Genomic DNA, 17933 nt, shown 5'->3' on the forward strand with positions numbered 1-17933 from the left:
AGTATCTGTCAGTATTACAGAAGATATTTTGCACCTCAGCGTTTCTTTTTCCGTCTCTTTCTCATCTGATGCTCAAATTCAAGCTCCTCCTGAAGACTGTCATTGTTAAATGAAAATAATCCACCTGCTGATTCCATAAAGCTCTCTTCGGACTGACTGTCATTTTGATGTTTTTCTAAAAAACCGAAAAATTCATGTGGTTTTTCTGACAGTGCATTTGAGGGTTTATCTGTATTCAGGATTTCATTTTTCTCTTTGCGTAATTTTTTATTTTCCGGTAGATTTTCATTTTTCCATCTTTCATTTAAACTATTGGAAGAAAATTCTTTCCCCAGACCCGAACCATTCCAGACAGTTTTTGAATTATGATCAATAAAAGTAATTCCGTACATCATCCCATTACTGTTTCTTCTAATCACAGTATTTATTCCCTGTCTGATTAAATTATTTTTAAAATCATTTTCATTTAATGTTGATTTTATGATATTCGCTATAACTTCCTTCAGATGAGATTTCAGCACATCATCTAGTAGAGATTCACGACATTTCAGAAAATGTTTTTCCAAAGCAGAAAGTCCGGCATCTTTTCCAAACAAAGATGCCTTAAAGGGATTTCCTGCTTTTTCACCTTTCTCATTCAGTGGAAAATAGAGCAGGCCATTTTGTAATGTACCTTGTAAGTCACCATCAACTTTTTCTGTTGTAATATTAAAGAGGGAAAGTAAAGCATTGTATTCGCCCAGACTTCTAAACTGGTAGTATTTCGGAAGTTGACGGATTACAGAAGCGATCTGCTTTTTAAGATCACCAGTTGTGTAATCGACAGGACGAAATGTTAACTCAAATTTCTCATCTCTTTTCATTTTAGCAGGTGCTAATTCAAATTTGTTTTCCAACTCCCTGCATATTTCCATTGATCTTCTTTTCTCAAACCGATCTGAAATCTTTTTTCCCATCTCATCAACAGCTACTGAAACAATGTGAATGTGCGTACGGTCGACATCCAAATGTTTAAATACAACATAAGGCTGTTCTCCGTATCCCATCTTATTCATATAATCCTGTGCAATCTGTACAAAATCTTCATCGTTGACTTTATCCTTTGGATCAGGATTCAATGAGATATGTACGGTATACTTTTCTGTATTTCGGTTTGCTGCCAGATAAGGTTCAAATGAATGTGCTAATTGAGATACCGTGTACCTTCCATCAGCCGTTTCAATCATTTTATTAGTCATTAAAATTTTTCCTTTCTCACTTTCAACCTTCTTATTATTGTAGGCTAACGCTCCATACATATTGCTGCTTCTCCCAATTTTTGCAATCATTTCATTCTTCCTTTTTCAAATGATGTCTGTTAAACTGTTCCGTAATCTCAATGATCTTCTTACACAAAACGGCTAACTCAGCCGTTTGTTTTTCCAGTTTATATAAAAATGCAGCCGCTTTCCGATCCGAAAACCAGGTATGTAAAAGCTTTACCACCTGGTTATAATTAACCCCTACTGCACGAAACTGAGAATAAAGAGAGGTCAGCCGCATGTAAAAATCCACTGCTCCCCTGTCAATTTTCACCGTTTTAATTTCTTTCGAAAACAGTGCATGGACTATGAATTTTGCTTTATTAGGAAGTCCTGACTCTTCATAAAGCATCATCAAACGATCATTTTCCTCATCTGTCAGTCTAAAAACATGGCGGTGGGTACTTGGATTCACCTTTGGTTTTCTGCCACCTTTATTTCTGTTCTTATTATTTTGGTTGGTCATAGTAATTCAATTATTTTATTCATAAAACTTCGACTTCGGAGAATGTTTTTCAGCTCCCGGCAGGGCAAGTTGTTTTGAGGCACAAAAAACAGTTATGAGGCACTCAAAACACAACTTGCCGTGTTCCGGTGAACACCCTTACTCATCTGTAGATGATTAATGTGTATTGATTCCACATTTTCAAAAACATCTTTTTTAATTTAAAATCATATAAAAATGAAGAGTGAACGCTTACCCGATCTCATGAAGCAAAGTAAGCGCTTGAAAGGAGATGTCAGCTTAACTCCGTTCAGGACAAACTGTTCTCTGTAGTGCCATTAATTGCCATAGTAAGTGATGATATGCATCAAGTTTTTTGCTTTGCAGCGTAATGTTGGCAGGCAGACTGGCATTAATGAATGATTATTTAACCGAATGTTTGCCTGCCGGATGAAGATGGTTAAAGAGATAAGGAATGCAGAAATGCATGATTGCATGAATTCAAGACTGCTAACTGCACGGAATGCCGGAAGTCAAATTAGAAAGAGGGAAGTATGTTTAGCCCTCTGCATTCCATCATTGCCGGGCAGGCAGCATTTCAGAGCCTTTTCCGCAAAGCAGGATCGTCTTAATGATGGCAGTTCTGAACGTTATGCGGCTAACAGTTGATCAGGTTTACCATCCATCAAGGTCTGATGACGGCAAACCAGTCAGCCATTATGCAGGACTGAACAAATGACTTGCAGTCTGACGGACGTGCAGCAGCGTGCAATTATTATGAACTAAAATTTTTAGATATGGATACAAAAAAGAAAACTTTGTTTATTTCATTTTCCTCTCAGAAAGGTGGTGTAGGAAAAAGCACATTCACCACTTTGCTGGCAAGTACGTTACATTATCGGATGGGATATAATGTTGCAGTCTTTGATGCAGATTTCCCACAATACAGTTTGTCAAAGATGAAATCACGTGACCTGACAATGGTCATGGAAAATGAAATTTTAAAAAAGCAGGCTTACAGACAGTTTACAGTAATCAATAAAAAAGCCTATCCCATTATTCAGCACAAGGCAGATACTGTGGTGGAAGCGGCGAAGGATTTTATTCAATCTTCTACGGTATTTCCGGATGTTATTTTCTTCGATCTTCCCGGCACCGTCAATACTTCAGGAATACTGAACGCACTCGCAGGTATGCATCACATTTTCACACCTATTACAGCAGACCGGCTGGTTATGGAGAGCACACTGATCTTTACGCAGTTACTACAGGATGTCGTGATGAAAAAAGGGGAGACCTCTATTGAAACGGTCAATCTTTTCTGGAATCAGGTGGACGGCAGGGAAAATACACCGCTGTACGGGATCTACGATAAACTCATTAAGGAGTTAGGTTTGAGCCTTATGGACAGCCGAATCAAAAACAGTACTAGGTTTCGGAAAGAAAGTGAAATGGACAGCAAAAATATTTTCCGTTGCACTTTACTTCCACCGGATGAACGCCTGATGAAGATTTGTCGATTGGATTTATTTGTGAAAGAATTTTTAAAAATAATTCAATTGTAAAATGGAAAAAAAAACTAAAAAAGATGCACCTGTTATTGATGAACAGATGATGATGGATATGATGGTCGACGGAGTAAAGAAAGATGGGCTTGAGCTTCCGGAGATTCACACTGAATCTGAATCTGATAGGCTAATGAAACAGGCAGCAACAGAAAATAAACCTGTGCCTAAAGAACGAGGTAAAACAAAGAAGCTAACAGCCGAAAACTATGGCGACCGGTTTCTAACCACTCATTCAATGGCTAAGCGGGGAGATAAGAGCATCTACATCAGGCAGGAATATCACGAAAGACTCACGCGTATTGTACAGGTAATTGGCGACGATAACATTCCATTGTATGCTTATCTGGACAATATTCTCGAACATCATTTTGACATGTTTGAAAACGCAATCACTGAAGATTTCAATAATAAATTTAAACCGCTTTTTTGATTATGGAAACATTAATTATTATATGCCTGCTGATCGTGATCATCCTGCTCATCTATGAGAAAGCAGCCAATAAAGAAACACTTAACACAGCCAGTTCAAATCAAGTTAAAAAAGTAAAAGATCCATCGGTTATGGGTGAGCCCAGGCGACCTGTAATTAATACGGCTCAATCTGAGTCCTCAAAGGGTGAAAAAGAATATCCGGAGAAAGCATCTGAACGTTTGAATGATCAAGATGTAAAAGAAGATAGATCTGTTCAAATTTCCAGTGAGGACCTGGATGAGGTTTTTTCCGATCCGATTGATTTGGAAGAGGAGGAAGAGGAATGGAAAAAATACGGACTTACTGTTAATTACGGTAATTTAGCTCAGGGAGTTACTTTTGAAGAATTAAACGATGCAGGAAGATTGTTGAAATCTCATGCACTGCAATCCACTGAAAAAGAAGCGGCGAGCAATCTGTTTGGAAAAATTCATGGCACAGAATTATTTGCTCTGCTGGAGAGCTCTTTTGAAGGAGTCTCTGCAAAAATAGCAGAACTTTTGGACAACAGCTTCGCTGAAAAGGACATTAAAAAAGATTTGACAGAGTTTGATATCAATGAATTTATTTAGCTCAGTTAAAAAAAACAGATATCCCTGTAGGGTGTCTCCATCTTTTTATTATTTCCTAATTATATGCGTTAATCTACTCCAGATAATTGAGTTTAGAAGGTTACCTGTTTTTACCCGGCATACGCCGGGTTTTTCATGCTTATTATTAATTGCTGCAACATCAAATTTTATTTTGCGAACATCTTTCTATGATAGTTTTGTTAAGCAACAGAATGCCAATGTCTATCAGATAATTCCAGTTTAAGATCATCTTTAAATGCTCCCGATACATTTGTTTCCGAAAGCTGCAAAGCGCAGTTTTCATGAACTAAAATGTTTCACTCATGGAAAAACAAAAGATTAAAATTCTGATCTGCAGCGTATTTCTTGTTACTGCATTTCAGGTATCCGCACAAGGCAACGGCACCGCCGGAATTAATGAAGCCACCCAGATGGTTACCTCTTATTTCGAGCCGGCAACTCAACTTATTTATGCCATTGGAGCTGTCGTCGGACTGATTGGAGGTGTTAAGGTTTACAACAAATTCAGTAGTGGAGATCCCGACACCAGCAAGACAGCCGCCAGCTGGTTCGGAGCATGTATCTTCTTAATTGTTGCCGCTACCATCCTCCGTTCATTCTTCCTTTAAAAATATGCTTATGAATACATATCATATCAACAAAGGTATCGGAAGAACTGTTGAATTCAAAGGGTTAAAAGCGCAGTATCTCTTCATCTTCGCAGGCGGATTATTGGGAATATTGGTATTCGTAATGATCATGTACATGGCGGGAGTCCATACTTACCTCTGCCTTTTTCTGGGCGGATCAAGTGCAGGACTTTTGATCTGGCTGACTTTCTCATTGAACAGAAAATACGGAGAGCATGGTTTGATGAAACTGGGTGCAAAGAAAAAACATCCTCAATACATCATCAGCCGAAAGTCCATCTTCAGGTTCATCACAATCAACTCTAAAAAAACTGCAGCATGAGAAATCAATCCAAAGCAGCAACACTGGAAAGCAAATTCCCACTGTTAGCAGTGGAAGAAAACTGCATCATTTCAAAAGATGCTGATATTACGGTCTGTTTCAAAGTGAGACTACCGGAGCTTTTTACCGTTGCTTCAGCAGAATATGAAGCCATCCATTCTGCGTGGTTTAAGGCTGTTAAAACATTACCTGATTACAGCATCGTACACAAGCAGGATTGGTTCATCAAAGAAAACTACAATCCGGATTTATCAAAAGAAGATCAGAGTTTTCTATCCAAATCCTTTGAAAGGCATTTCAATGAAAGACCTTTTCTGAATCATTACTGCTATCTCTTCATCACCAAAACAAGTAAAGAAAGAATGAGAATGCAGAGCAATTTCTCATCGCTCTGCAAAGGAAAACTCATTCCCAAAGAAATCAGGGATAAGGAAGTTATCGCCAAATTCATGGAAGCGGTTGATCAGTTGGAAAGAATTATGAATGACAGCGGTTATGTGAGACTGGAAAGAATGACGGAAGATGAGATTACCGGAACAGCAGGTCAGTCAGGACTTTTGGAACAGTACCTTACTTTATCCAGAGAACTCAATCCATCCCTTCAGGATATTCATCTTGGCGCAGAAGAAATGCGAATCGGGAATAACCGGATCAGCATGCACACATTATCTGATACGGATGATCTTCCAGGAACGGTGTCTTCTTACAGCCGCTATGAAAAACTGAGTACAGACCGAAGTGACTGTCTGCTGTCATTTGCTTCCCCTGTTGGACTGCTGCTCAACTGCAATCACATTTACAATCAATATCTTTTTATTGACAACAGTGAAGATAATCTCAGCAAATTTGAAAAGTCAGCCAGAAATATGCATTCTCTGGCCAGATACAGCCGGGCAAATCAGATTAATAAGGAATGGGTTGAGAAATACCTTAATGAAGCCCATTCATATGGCCTGCAATCCATCCGTGCTCATTTCAATATCATGTCATGGTCAGATCAGCTCTCTGAACTTAAACAACTGAAAAACGATACCGGAAGTGCTTTGGCTTTAATGGAATGCAAACCCCGCCACAATACCACAGACGTTGCCACATTGTATTGGTCAGGAATACCCGGAAATGCAGGAGATTTTCCAAGTGAGGAAAGTTTTTACACCTTCATTGAACCTGCACTGTGTTTTTTCACCGAAGAGACCAATTATCAGAATTCACCCTCACCATTTGGAATCAAGATGGCTGACAGACTCACAGGTAAACCGATTCACCTGGATATTTCTGATCTTCCGATGAAACAGGGCATTATTACGAATCGTAATAAGTTTATTCTCGGACCATCAGGGAGCGGAAAGTCTTTTTTTACCAACCACATGGTCAGACAGTATTATGAGCAGGGAGCCCATGTATTATTGGTAGATACCGGAAACTCCTATCAGGGTTTATGTGAACTGATCAAAGGAAAGACAAAGGGGGAGGACGGAGTGTATTTCACCTACACTGAAGATAATCCTATCGCTTTTAACCCATTCTACACAGATGACGGCGTTTTCGACATTGAGAAAAGAGAAAGTATAAAAACATTGATTTTAACCTTGTGGAAAAGAGATGACGAACCACCTACAAGATCAGAAGAGGTCGCCTTGTCCAATGCCGTCAGCGGATATATTGAGCAGATCAAACGAGCTGTACAGTATCCTTGTTTCAATGGCTTTTATGACTATGTAAAGAATGATTATCAGGCAGTATTGGAGCTGAAAAAAGTACGTGAGAAAGATTTCGATATCGCCAACTTTTTAAATGTTCTCGAACCTTATTACAGAGGCGGAGAATATGATTACCTGCTCAATTCAGATAGACAGCTGGATCTTCTTTCCAAAAGGTTTATTGTTTTCGAGATCGATGCCATCAAAGATCATAAGATACTATTTCCGATTGTGACCATTATCATAATGGAGGTTTTCATCAACAAGATGCGAAGGCTTAAAGGAATCAGAAAACTCATTTTGATTGAAGAAGCTTGGAAAGCGATTGCTAAAGAAGGGATGGCGGAATATATTAAATATCTCTTCAAAACAGTAAGGAAATTCTTCGGCGAAGCCATCGTAGTTACTCAGGAAGTAGACGACATTATACAATCACCCATTGTAAAAGAAAGTATCATCAACAATTCAGACTGCAAAATCCTGCTGGATCAGCGGAAATACATGAACAAGTTCGATGATATTCAGGCGATGCTCGGTTTGACTGACAAAGAAAAAGCTCAGGTACTTTCGATCAATATGAACAATGATTCAAAAAGACTTTACAAAGAAGTATGGATTGGATTAGGAGGAACTCATTCCGCTGTGTATGCTACGGAAGTGTCTACAGAAGAATATCTGGCTTACACAACTGAAGAAACTGAGAAAATGGAAGTCATGAACTTAGCTTCGGAACTGGATGGCAATGTCGAACATGCCATCAAGAGGATCTCCTTAAAGAGAATCAAATCGAACAAAGAAAATTAATCAATTAAAATTAAAAGTAATGAAAAATTTAATCATTAAAACTCTGATGATAGCGGGACTCGCAATAGCAACATTTGCAAAAGCACAGTTCGTAGTGACCGACCCTGCCAATCTCGCATCAGGAATTCTGAACTCCGCCAATGAAATTGTTCAGACCTCAAACACAGTTTCCAATGTGGTCAAGAACTTTAATGAGGTCAAGAAGGTGTATGAACAGGGAAAGGAATACTATGATAAGCTAAAGGCAGTGAATAACCTGGTCAAGGATGCCCGCAAAGTGCAGCAGACGGTACTTTTAGTGGGTGATGTGTCTGATATGTACGTCAACAATTTCGGGAAGATGCTCAATGACCCAAGCTTTAATACGCAGGAACTTACAGCCATTGCCAATGGATATTCCACTTTACTTAACGAAAGTACTGAACTGCTTAAAGAGTTAAAGCAGATTGTTACTTCTACCAACTTGTCGTTGAATGACAAAGAGAGAATGGATGTCATAGACAGGGTTTACAAAGAAGTGAAGGACTATCATAATCTGGTTCGCTACTATACGAACAAGAATATTTCTGTCAGCTACCTGCGCGCTAAAAAGCAGAATAATACCCAAAGGGTTTTAAATCTGTACGGAACTGCAAATCAAAAATACTGGTAGGATGGAAGAGACTAATTTACACGAAGTATTGCGTGCGGTATACGAAGAAATGATGCCGTTGTGCGAAGACATGGCCAATGTTGCAAAAGCTGTTGCCGGACTGGGAGCACTGTTTTATGTTGCCATTAAAGTCTGGCAGTCTTTAAGCAGAGCCGAACCCATTGACCTCTTTCCAATGCTGAGACCTTTTGCGATCGGAATCTGTATTATGTTTTTTTCAACATTGGTTTTAGGAGGCATCAATGGAGTGCTGAGTCCTGTTGTTGAAGGCAGTCATTCCATGCTGGAAGGTCAGGTTTTGGATCTAAACGAGTTGCAGCAGAAAAAAGATCTGTTGGAAAGGGAGGCTCTGCTTCGAAATCCTGAGATGTCCTATCTGGCTTCTGATGAGGAGTTTGATAAAAAACTTGAAGAGTTGGGTTGGTCTCCATCAGATTTGGTTACCATGTCAGGAATGTATATGGAAAGGCAGATGTTTGAGGTAAAAAAACAGATCAGGGACGGCTTTAGGGAATTTCTGGAAATACTCTTTCAGGCAGCCGCTTTGGTAATTGATACCATCAGAACTTTTTTTCTTATAGTCCTTTCGATTCTCGGGCCTATTGCATTTGCGATTTCGGTATGGGATGGTTTTCAATCCACATTAACGCAATGGCTCACCCGATATATCAGTGTTTACCTTTGGCTTCCTGTCGCTGACATTTTCAGTGCAATCCTTGCCAAGATCCAGTCACTGATTATCGAAAGAGATATTGAGATGCTATCTGATCCTAACTTCATTCCTGATACTTCTAACACAGTCTATATCATCTTTATGATTATCGGAATCATCGGATACTTTACAGTTCCAACGGTTACCGGCTGGGTTATACAGGCTGGAGGTGCAGGCAACTTTACGCGCAATGTCAACCAGACTGCACAGAAATCAGGAAACATTGCCGGCGCTGCCGCAGGTTCAGCGACGGGCAATATTTCAGGAAGATTATTAAAATAATTAAACCCAAAAACAATGGAATTTAAAACTTTAAGAAATATAGAAAACAGTTTCAGACAGATCCGGTTATTTACGTTTGTTTTTGCCTTGTTATGCTTTGGAGTGGTTGGACTGGTGATCTTCAAATCTTATCAATTTGCAGAAGAACAACGACAGAAGATCTATGTACTGGACAATGGAAAATCTCTGATGGTTGCGCTTTCTCAGGATATGTCGATCAACCGTCCTGTAGAAGCGAGAGAACATGTTAGGCGTTTTCACGAACTCTTCTTTACAATTGCTCCCGATAAAAATGCAATCGAGAGCAACGTCAAAAGAGCTTTCAACCTGGCTGACCAGTCTGCCTTCAATTACTACAAAGACCTATCTGAAAAAGGCTATTACAACCGAATTATTTCTGGAAATATCCAGCAAAGAATTGAAGTCGACAGTGTTGTAGCAAACTTCAACAATTATCCTTATCAAGTACAAACTTTTGCCCGTCAGTATATTATCAGATCCAGTAATCTGACCATCAGAAGTCTGATCACCAACTGCTCACTTGTAAACTCGGTAAGGTCGGACAGCAATCCCCAGGGATTTACTATTGAAAAATTTAATGTTGTCGAGAACAAAGATATTGAAACTGTTGAACGTTAAAATCAAAACCAATGAAAAAGTTTAGACAAACAATCGATCAACAGGTTCTGAATGCAGAGCAGAAGTGGAAAGCATTGCCCGAGAAACGTCAACGAATACTGACAAAAATCTTTTTTGCAGTTTACACTTTGGTCATTATGGCTGCGTTTATACAGATCTGGTGTAATGCGGCTCACAGCAAAGCAATTCCAATCGGCAGTCACATCAGCAACATCCCTGTAGGAATCGACATCAATAAAAAAGTACCAAAATGAAAGATCAGAATACAACCCAGGTTAGGGTTACTGAAGGAAGTTCCGGATTTTCATCGAACAATGAACTTCATGAAACCAGAAAAGAACAGCTTGAAAAACTGAAGAAACCATTGATTTATTTTCTCATGGCTGTTGTCTGTGCAGGATGCCTGTATCTTATTTTTAAACCAAAAGAAAAAATAATAATTGAAGATGTCGGTTTTAATTCAGCAATTCCACAGGCAGCAGAAGATAAATTACAGTCCGATAAGCAGAAAGCTTACGAACAGCAATTGCTTGAGCAGAAGAATGAAGAGAAAAAAAATGCTTTATCGACGCTTTCAGATTACTGGACAGACCCTGTGACCTTGCCGAATGGAAATTCACAAAATGCAGGTGATCAATCTCAATTAAATCAAAGCGGAATATTATCAGGTGATCAGAATGCCGTCAACAGTTATCGAAATGCGCAGCAGACTTTAGGCTCTTTTTACAGCAGGGATGATCAGGAAGTTCGTGAGCTGAAAAGAGAAATTAGCAGACTCAGGAATGAATCATCACAAAAAGATTCGGCACCTGTTGGATCAACCATTAATGATCAGCTTGAACTGATGGAGAAATCTTATCAGATGGCTGCAAAGTATCTTCCAACGAACTCCGGCTCAGAGAAATCAGTAGAAAATAAAGTTCTTGAAAATCAGGATGAAGATAAGAAACTTCAAGTGACAGCTGCCTTGCCAGTAAGAAAAAGCATCATATCCAGTCTGTACCGTGAAGTCAGTGACAGTGCTTTTCTAACAACTTTACATCGAAACAGTTTCAACGATCTGCAAAGCAGTAAGCAGGTAAATAATTTTTCCTATCCCAACAGTATTAAGGGGGTGATCCATGAAACAAAAACCATTACCGCAGAAAGTATAGTAAGCTTAAGGCTTTCACAGCCGATGCTTGTAGCAAAGACCTTTATTCCGGCAGGCACTGTACTCAAAGCAACTGCAAAATTTCAGGGAGGAAGGTTGATGTTGAAAATTTCAACCATTGAGTACAATGGCAACATCCAGCAGGTTGAGATCAATGTGCATGATAACGACGGGCAGTCAGGACTTCATATTCCTTATTCTCCTGAACAAAATGCAGCAAATGAAATTTTGGGAAATATGGGACAGACTTCAGGAACCAATATCATGATGACTCAATCCGCAGGACAGCAGATTGCGGCAGACTTGACAAAAGGTGTTGTTCAGGGAGTATCAGGATATTTTCAAAAAAAGGTCAGACTTCCTAAAGTTACTGTAAAAGCCGGCCATCAGGTTTTTCTGGTCTCAACAAATAAAATAACATCAAAATAATTATAATGAAGATTATACATACACCATGGATCATATTGATTCTATTGATATTTTTTACAAGCTCAACCAGAGCTCAGGAAATGCCACAATTTGCTTCACTGAATGAAGCAAGAATGGAACCTTATAAAATGGAAGTCACCTATAACAAGACAACCCATTTAATATTCCCTTCACCAATTCGGTATGTTGATTTGGGAAGCGAAAATCTTATTGCCAACAAAGCAGAGGATGTTGGAAATGTTCTGCGAATTAAGGCAGGAATAAAAGATTTTGAAGAAGAAACGAATTTCTCAGTCATTACGCAGGATGGTAAATTTTACAGCTTTGATGTATTTTACAGTTCGTATCCGGACACTTTAAATTATGATCTTCTTAAACTGCAAAGACAGCATGAAAAAGAATATTCAACAGAAGTGTTATTAGAAGACCTTAAAGGAGAACCGGCTTCATTGACAGAGCTTTTGATGAAAACATTGCACGAAAATCCCAAAAGAACCATCAGGCATATCGGAAACAAAAGTTTCGGAATACATTTTCTGTTGGAATCTTTATATGTTCATGAAGGAAAATTTTATTTTATGTTCAATTTTAAGAATAAAAGCAACATTCCATACAATATCGATTTTTTCAGCTTTAAGATTGTTGACAAGAAGAATTTGAAACGAACAGTTGTTCAGGATAAATTATTGACACCGGTTCGTGAGTATTTAATCACTAAGACGATTAATCATCAATCCGATGAAAAGGCAGTTTATCTACTAGATCAGTTTACATTACTGGAAGATCAGATTCTGGAAATAGAAGTCTTTGAAAAAGAGGGTGGAAGGCATCAGAAAATACATGTTGAAAATGCTGACCTTATCAGTGCAAAACTTGTTGAGGATATTCATTTAAAATTTAAATAGAATGAAAAGGTTTATCATAATTATAGTATTGCTCATCACAAACCATGCGATCAGCGCACAACGAATACTTCCCAAGCAGAAAGGTGTTGAAATCAATTCAGGAATATTAGTTTCAGAAAACTCAGATAATTATTTTATAAGTGCCGGTTTAATTGTTCATTCCAAAAAAGGAAATTATCTGCTTTATTCACTGGATTATTCCAGAGAGGAAATCCAATACCGTACCTGCAAAATACCCATGGAAACTATTACCGCAGAAGCAGGTTACAGTTTGAACATGATTGGTAACAGAAAGAAAAGTCTGATGATTAATGCAACCATCTCAGCAATTGCCGGGTATGAGATAATCAACAGAGATGAAAGAATCTTATTCGATGGCTCAGTCATTATTAATGAATCTTCATTAGTATATGGAGCAGCCGGAAGGCTTACTGCAGAATTCTACCTTTCAGATCGCTTCACGCTAATTGCTTCGGGCAGAACAAAAATACTTTGGAATACATCGCAAAACCAGTTTACCCCTTCAGTGGGAATCGGACTAAGAATCAATTTATAGAATAATCAAACATTATGAAGAATTTTATCTGCAAAGCGAAACGCTTTTTACCTGTTTTCCTAATAATTCCCATTCTGACTTTTACAGAAATAATCCTTTCATCATGTATCAACGATGAATTAGAAATTAAGCAGAACTTTCCATTTGATATTTCAGTCATGCCTGTTCCTAAAAATATAGCAAAGGATGAAACAGTGGAAATCAGACTTAAAATACACCCTTCCGGCGATTTTACTGAAACCACATACTACTTGAGGTACTTTCAGTTTGACGGATCCGGAACACTGAAGTATTATGATGATGCACCCTATCTACCCAATGATTCGTATGAGCTCAGTCAGAAAGAGTTTCGCCTGTATTACACATCGTCATCTACGGTGTCACAGAAATTTAAAATATGGATAACGGATAGTTTCGGAAATGAGAAAGAGATCGAATTTGAATTCGGTAACAAGGATTAATAAACCAATTCCCATTTTTAATAATGGGAATTGATTTTTTTTTATAAGTTTATATAATTAATCTTTTTATGCAATTTTCAATTAGCTGCACTTTCATAATCTTTGAACTTTAAAATCCAATTGTTGCCTAATGGGGTTGACAATTTAATATTTATGTATATCCTAAAATTGTGTTCTCAGTAAGGACGCAGTTAAATCGAAATCATTATTTTTTTCAAATATGTTATAAAAAGTTCTTTTATTCTTCCACCTTCATTTTTTCAATTGAAGCTCTAAAAAAATCAGCACTACAGATACCTAGTACGGAAGCATCCGGAATAAACTTTACTGCATCTTTTTCTACTTTTGTAAAATCTACGATCTCATTTTTTGGATGAGTAGATTTATGAGCTGATTCTTTGATATTTCTTCTTCAAACCAGTTGCCGGTATTCTGAGCTTTTAAAGAAGATGATTCAAATCCAGAGGAACTCCCTCCTGATGTAAAATTCCAAGTCAAACCAATCATGTCCTTTTACTCTGTTTTTCCATTTCTTAACAGTTACATGTAATTTTTAATCCCTTAAATCGGAAATTATCCGATTTATGACATCAAATTTAACATTAGAACCAAATTGTCTACAGTACTATAAAATTGAATTTACCGATAACATTTTACAAATCTTATTTAAGAAATCTTCATTCTAGTGAGATGTTTGAGGAATCGGTTTTTTGATCTTTCTTGCCTGCGCATAAAGTCTTTTAAAAAATTTCTTTTTTCGTGCGACAATACTCCAGGCATAGGGTGACTGCTTTAATAGGCATGGATGCCTTAGGAATTATGCCAAAACAACCTTTGTAAGAATACATCGCAGCAGATATGACAGACAACGTTGAGAAATTTTACGAGCCGAGGAAGAAAAATCATACAGTTATTTATAAAATTTCAAACAGTTCCTGAGACTTTATAATCAACTGGAAGACAAGTTTAAATTATATATCGTAAAAACGGGATAATGTTTCCGTCCAACTCAAAGTTTCTGATTCACTTTGGATAATGTCTCCGTATCACTAATTCTAAATCTACAAATTATAAAATTTATTGAAATATATAAATTAATGTATGCTTATACTGTTTTTATTTATTTCAAAAATTATTTCACTTTAAGACCCATTCTCCGAAGGTATTTGAAAAGTAACCAGCTTCTCTTTCAAACCGATTGTCATAATAGAAATGTGTATTTCGATTCTCCAATGAGTAAAGAAGCAAGTAAGGTAAATGTCTGAAATCATAGTAAATGTACTTGTTTATTTTACTCATCGTTTCGCTTTTTGAATTAACAAAATTTATAGGTTTTGTGAAAAAAGTATCTAACTGTGAGAAGTCATTTTGCTGAAAAATATGAGTAATCTCATGAGCGACTATTGCAAATTCATTTTTGTAGGGGTCGTGTAAGACAATGTTTGCAGGAAACGCGACAGCACTGGAATTGGTAGCTATAAACTGCTCTGAATTGCTTGAAAAAATAAACTCACCTGTTTTCAGAGATTTTCCCCATTCAAATTTTGTCTGAGAAGCTACGCCGATGGTATAAACCAATGCGACAGGCATAATTTTGTAATAAATCTTAAATTTATCTGTCGTATCAAATTCTATCCTGTTAAATCCAATATTAAGATGCCATTTTTCCCAGAAATCTCTGTTCATTGAGGCGTTCTCTTTAATAGAGACTCCGCCGGCATTTACAAGTTTTGCAGCCCATAACAGTTTGTAATCATTATTATTAACTGCGGTTCTGATCAATCTCTTACTTTCAAAAGTCACATAACCACCCAAAGCGCCCTGATATACTCCTTTAAATAACACCTTATCAAATTTTTGCTCGGGCTTCTTATTAATTAAAGCACCAATTCCCCCAATTACAGCTCCAATGCTGATATTATAGAAAAACTCCTTAGTGTCTGAAGTTTTTACGGCCTGAGAATTATAATTATTGAAAGGAAATAACAGTGTTAAAGCAAAACTCAGTTTCAGTAAATTTTTATTGCTCATTGCTCATTTTGATACAGAAGTTCTGTTTTTTGATATTTGAAAATATTTTATGGTAGGTTTTAAGCTCAAAATTAAAATTGGCGAGAATAAAACTATGAGATTTAATTTTGAATCTATGATGAACAATTTGGATTATTCTACTTTTTCCAGTTCCAGAATGGTTTTGGCTTTGTCAATGTTGGTGTATTCAAGTTTTACAAAACCAAATTTTGGATTAAAATAAGAAATAAGCTCAGTATCTCCAATTCTGCTTTTTGCTTTTGCATGAACAACATAACATTCTAAATTTCCAAGCTTCATTGAAATACTTTTCTTGCCTGTAATCTCATAAATGTAATGATTTTCGATTTCACCTTTCCATTCCAACCATCTTTTGTCTGACCAATGGTCGCCAATTTCCAGACTCCAGATCCATTTTGTTCCAACTTGATAAGGTGCTTTGATGTATGGAAAAGGATTTAATTCTAAAATTTCGAAAAAATTACTTCTGGGTGGGTGAATCCAGACATTTTTTTCATTCTCAACAGCTCCTGTCATTTCCATTGTAAGAAATTTACCATTATTCATCAGGTATTCATAGCCTATAGCTGTTTGATTATAATCCGGAAGATTAGTTGCAAAAGGATTTCCAGAGTTAGGTTTTAAAATTAAATATTTTACGGTTTCGTTGTCCTGCTGGTCAATATTCACAAAATCCCAATCGGCAATACTGTAACCATCCGGCTGTAGAATTTCTTTACCTTTTTTGATCAGAAATTTTTCTCCCTTTGCATTTTGGTAAAAATAAGAATACGTGAATTTTTTCCCGATAGTATAAATAATATTATTGCTGTTGTAATTTTCATCATACGACTTACTTGTGACAGGTTTCTCAACTATAATTCCATCGTCATCAACAACGTATTTTTCTGAATTCGTCTGTGCGAAAAATGAAGTATTCAATACAACGAGAGACAATATTTTTAGAGATTTCATTTTGTAATTTTTATACTGTTGAAAGCTTTCAAATATACTTAGTTTTTGAATGTGGAAGAGTTTTATTTCATATAATAATGATATTGCATGAGATTTTATTTTAGATTAATAAGTCTGATATACCATATTTACTTTCTTAAATAATAACCACAAACTTCCTGATTAATTTTCATACTCTAACTAAATTTGAATCTCTTGAGCCGATTAAATTTGTTAATCGGCTCAATTTTTCAATATAATTGAGCTAAATAAACTTAATATTCGGCTCATCATGTATATTTGGCAAGAAAAAAACTTTCCTGATTTCAGTTTTGATAAGGATAAACTCATTTCCGGTATCGAAAATTTCACTTTGCAACTGGGCGTTGCCAATGGTTTTGTAATGGGGTTTTCCAAAGAAATGAAGCAGGAAATCTTTACAGAAATCATGTTGTCTGAAGCTTTAAAAACCTCGGAAATCGAAGGCGAATATTTTAGCCGGGAAGATGTAATGTCTTCATTAAAAGTAAATCTGGAGCTCAAAGATTACCAGATCAAAAGTAAAAACTGGAAAACTGATGCCATTGCAAAGCTGATGATTGAAGTTCAGAATTCTTACTCGAAAAAACTTACTGAAGATCTTCTCTTAAACTGGCATCAAATCTTACTGGAGAATGAAAAGAATATTAACTCCGGATTATTCAGAAGCGGCAGCGAACCGATGCAGGTCGTATCCGGACGTTTTGGAGATTTTACAGTTCACTATGAAGCACCGCCTTCGAAAGATTTGCCAGAATTAATTCATCAGTTTATCGACTGGTATCAAAAATTCTCTGCAAGAGAATTAGGTAAAGTGGGGGAGGCCATGATTTTTTCTGCTATCGTGCATTTGTCTTTTGAAACTTTACATCCGTTTGAGGACGGTAACGGAAGAATCGGTCGTGCCCTGGCTGAAAAATCGCTGGCTGAAAGGTTGGAAATGCCTGTTTTCATAAGTTTATCAAAAGCAATTGAAAAAGATAAGAACAGATATTATTCTGAGCTTAAAAAAGCCCAGCGTAATTCTCACATAACGGACTGGATTTATTATTTTTTAGGCATATTAAACGAAGCTTTGCTTGACTCTCAAAATGTAGTTTTATTCACGATGAAAAAAGTGAATTTCTTTAATCGCTTTAAAGAGATGCTGAACGAAAGAGAACTGAAAGCCATCAATAAAATGCTGGAGCAGGGTATGGGTGGCTTCAAAGGGGAATGACAGCAAAGAAATATATATCCATTAATAAGACGTCAAAGGCAACTGCAACGAGAGATCTACAACATCT

The 17933-nt window shown here is 37.1% G+C and carries 19 protein-coding genes; 15 read left to right on the forward strand and 4 right to left on the reverse strand.

The window, feature by feature from the left end:
• Positions 1-35 precede the first annotated feature (35 nt).
• Positions 36-1328, reverse strand: a complete 1293-nt coding sequence (locus NG809_RS18010) for a relaxase/mobilization nuclease domain-containing protein (protein WP_262152719.1) — start codon at positions 1326-1328, stop codon at positions 36-38.
• Position 1329: 1 nt separating this feature from the next.
• A complete protein-coding gene (gene mobA, locus NG809_RS18015) occupies positions 1330-1767 on the reverse strand; it encodes a conjugal transfer protein MobA (RefSeq protein ID WP_262152720.1) in 438 nt (145 codons plus the stop codon).
• Positions 1768-2543: 776 nt separating this feature from the next.
• Between mobA and NG809_RS18020 the strand changes: the two genes are divergently transcribed.
• The 14 genes from NG809_RS18020 (at position 2544) to NG809_RS18085 (ending at position 13623) form a co-directional block, all read left to right on the forward strand.
• Positions 2544-3311 (forward strand): ParA family protein, encoded by a 768-nt coding sequence (locus NG809_RS18020; RefSeq protein ID WP_262152721.1) that lies wholly within the window; start codon positions 2544-2546, stop codon positions 3309-3311.
• 1 nt (position 3312) lies between these two features.
• The gene (locus tag NG809_RS18025; protein WP_262152722.1) at positions 3313-3744 is read left to right on the forward strand and encodes a DUF3408 domain-containing protein; all 432 of its coding nucleotides are present in this window, start codon (positions 3313-3315) and stop codon (positions 3742-3744) included.
• Positions 3745-3746: 2 nt separating this feature from the next.
• On the forward strand, positions 3747-4358 hold the full coding sequence (locus NG809_RS18030; protein ID WP_262152723.1) for a conjugal transfer protein TraD: 612 nt from the start codon (positions 3747-3749) through the stop codon (positions 4356-4358).
• A gap of 323 nt (positions 4359-4681) precedes the next feature.
• On the forward strand, positions 4682-4987 hold the full coding sequence (locus NG809_RS18035) for a DUF4134 domain-containing protein (RefSeq protein ID WP_262152724.1): 306 nt from the start codon (positions 4682-4684) through the stop codon (positions 4985-4987).
• A gap of 10 nt (positions 4988-4997) precedes the next feature.
• Positions 4998-5330 carry a DUF4133 domain-containing protein gene (locus tag NG809_RS18040; protein WP_262152725.1) on the forward strand — a complete coding sequence of 111 codons (333 nt, stop codon included), beginning with the start codon at positions 4998-5000 and terminating at the stop codon, positions 5328-5330.
• Entirely contained in the window at positions 5327-7834 is a 2508-nt protein-coding gene (locus tag NG809_RS18045) for a TraG family conjugative transposon ATPase (protein ID WP_262152726.1), read from the forward strand. The genes NG809_RS18040 and NG809_RS18045 overlap by 4 nt, the downstream gene beginning before the upstream one ends.
• A gap of 19 nt (positions 7835-7853) precedes the next feature.
• Positions 7854-8486: a DUF4141 domain-containing protein gene (locus tag NG809_RS18050; RefSeq protein WP_449727701.1), complete on the forward strand. Its 633-nt coding sequence runs from the start codon at positions 7854-7856 to the stop codon at positions 8484-8486.
• Position 8487: 1 nt separating this feature from the next.
• A complete protein-coding gene (gene traJ, locus NG809_RS18055; protein ID WP_262152727.1) occupies positions 8488-9480 on the forward strand; it encodes a conjugative transposon protein TraJ in 993 nt (330 codons plus the stop codon).
• A 15-nt stretch (positions 9481-9495) separates the two neighbouring features.
• Positions 9496-10119 carry a conjugative transposon protein TraK gene (traK, locus tag NG809_RS18060; RefSeq protein WP_262152728.1) on the forward strand — a complete coding sequence of 208 codons (624 nt, stop codon included), beginning with the start codon at positions 9496-9498 and terminating at the stop codon, positions 10117-10119.
• A gap of 11 nt (positions 10120-10130) precedes the next feature.
• Positions 10131-10373: a hypothetical protein gene (locus NG809_RS18065; RefSeq protein WP_262152729.1), complete on the forward strand. Its 243-nt coding sequence runs from the start codon at positions 10131-10133 to the stop codon at positions 10371-10373.
• Complete coding sequence (gene traM, locus NG809_RS18070) at positions 10370-11701, forward strand: conjugative transposon protein TraM (protein ID WP_262152730.1); 1332 nt, start codon at positions 10370-10372, stop codon at positions 11699-11701. Before NG809_RS18065 ends, traM begins: the two co-directional genes overlap by 4 nt.
• Before the next feature lie 5 nt (positions 11702-11706).
• Positions 11707-12606, forward strand: a complete 900-nt coding sequence (gene traN, locus NG809_RS18075) for a conjugative transposon protein TraN (protein ID WP_262152731.1) — start codon at positions 11707-11709, stop codon at positions 12604-12606.
• 1 nt (position 12607) lies between these two features.
• Positions 12608-13162, forward strand: coding sequence for a conjugal transfer protein TraO (locus NG809_RS18080; RefSeq protein ID WP_262152732.1), 555 nt, complete (start codon positions 12608-12610; stop codon positions 13160-13162).
• 14 nt (positions 13163-13176) lie between these two features.
• On the forward strand, positions 13177-13623 hold the full coding sequence (locus NG809_RS18085) for a DUF3872 domain-containing protein (RefSeq protein ID WP_262152733.1): 447 nt from the start codon (positions 13177-13179) through the stop codon (positions 13621-13623).
• A gap of 1137 nt (positions 13624-14760) precedes the next feature.
• Here NG809_RS18085 and NG809_RS18090 read toward each other — a convergent pair.
• A complete protein-coding gene (locus tag NG809_RS18090; protein WP_262152734.1) occupies positions 14761-15654 on the reverse strand; it encodes a hypothetical protein in 894 nt (297 codons plus the stop codon).
• Positions 15655-15786: 132 nt separating this feature from the next.
• Positions 15787-16629, reverse strand: a complete 843-nt coding sequence (locus NG809_RS18095) for a hypothetical protein (protein WP_262152735.1) — start codon at positions 16627-16629, stop codon at positions 15787-15789.
• Between the two features lie 271 nt (positions 16630-16900).
• Between NG809_RS18095 and NG809_RS18100 the strand changes: the two genes are divergently transcribed.
• On the forward strand, positions 16901-17866 hold the full coding sequence (locus NG809_RS18100) for a DUF4172 domain-containing protein (protein ID WP_262152736.1): 966 nt from the start codon (positions 16901-16903) through the stop codon (positions 17864-17866).
• Positions 17867-17933: the final 67 nt, after the last annotated feature.

This window comes from Chryseobacterium foetidum (genome assembly GCF_025457425.1).
Taxonomy (GTDB): domain Bacteria; phylum Bacteroidota; class Bacteroidia; order Flavobacteriales; family Weeksellaceae; genus Chryseobacterium; species Chryseobacterium foetidum.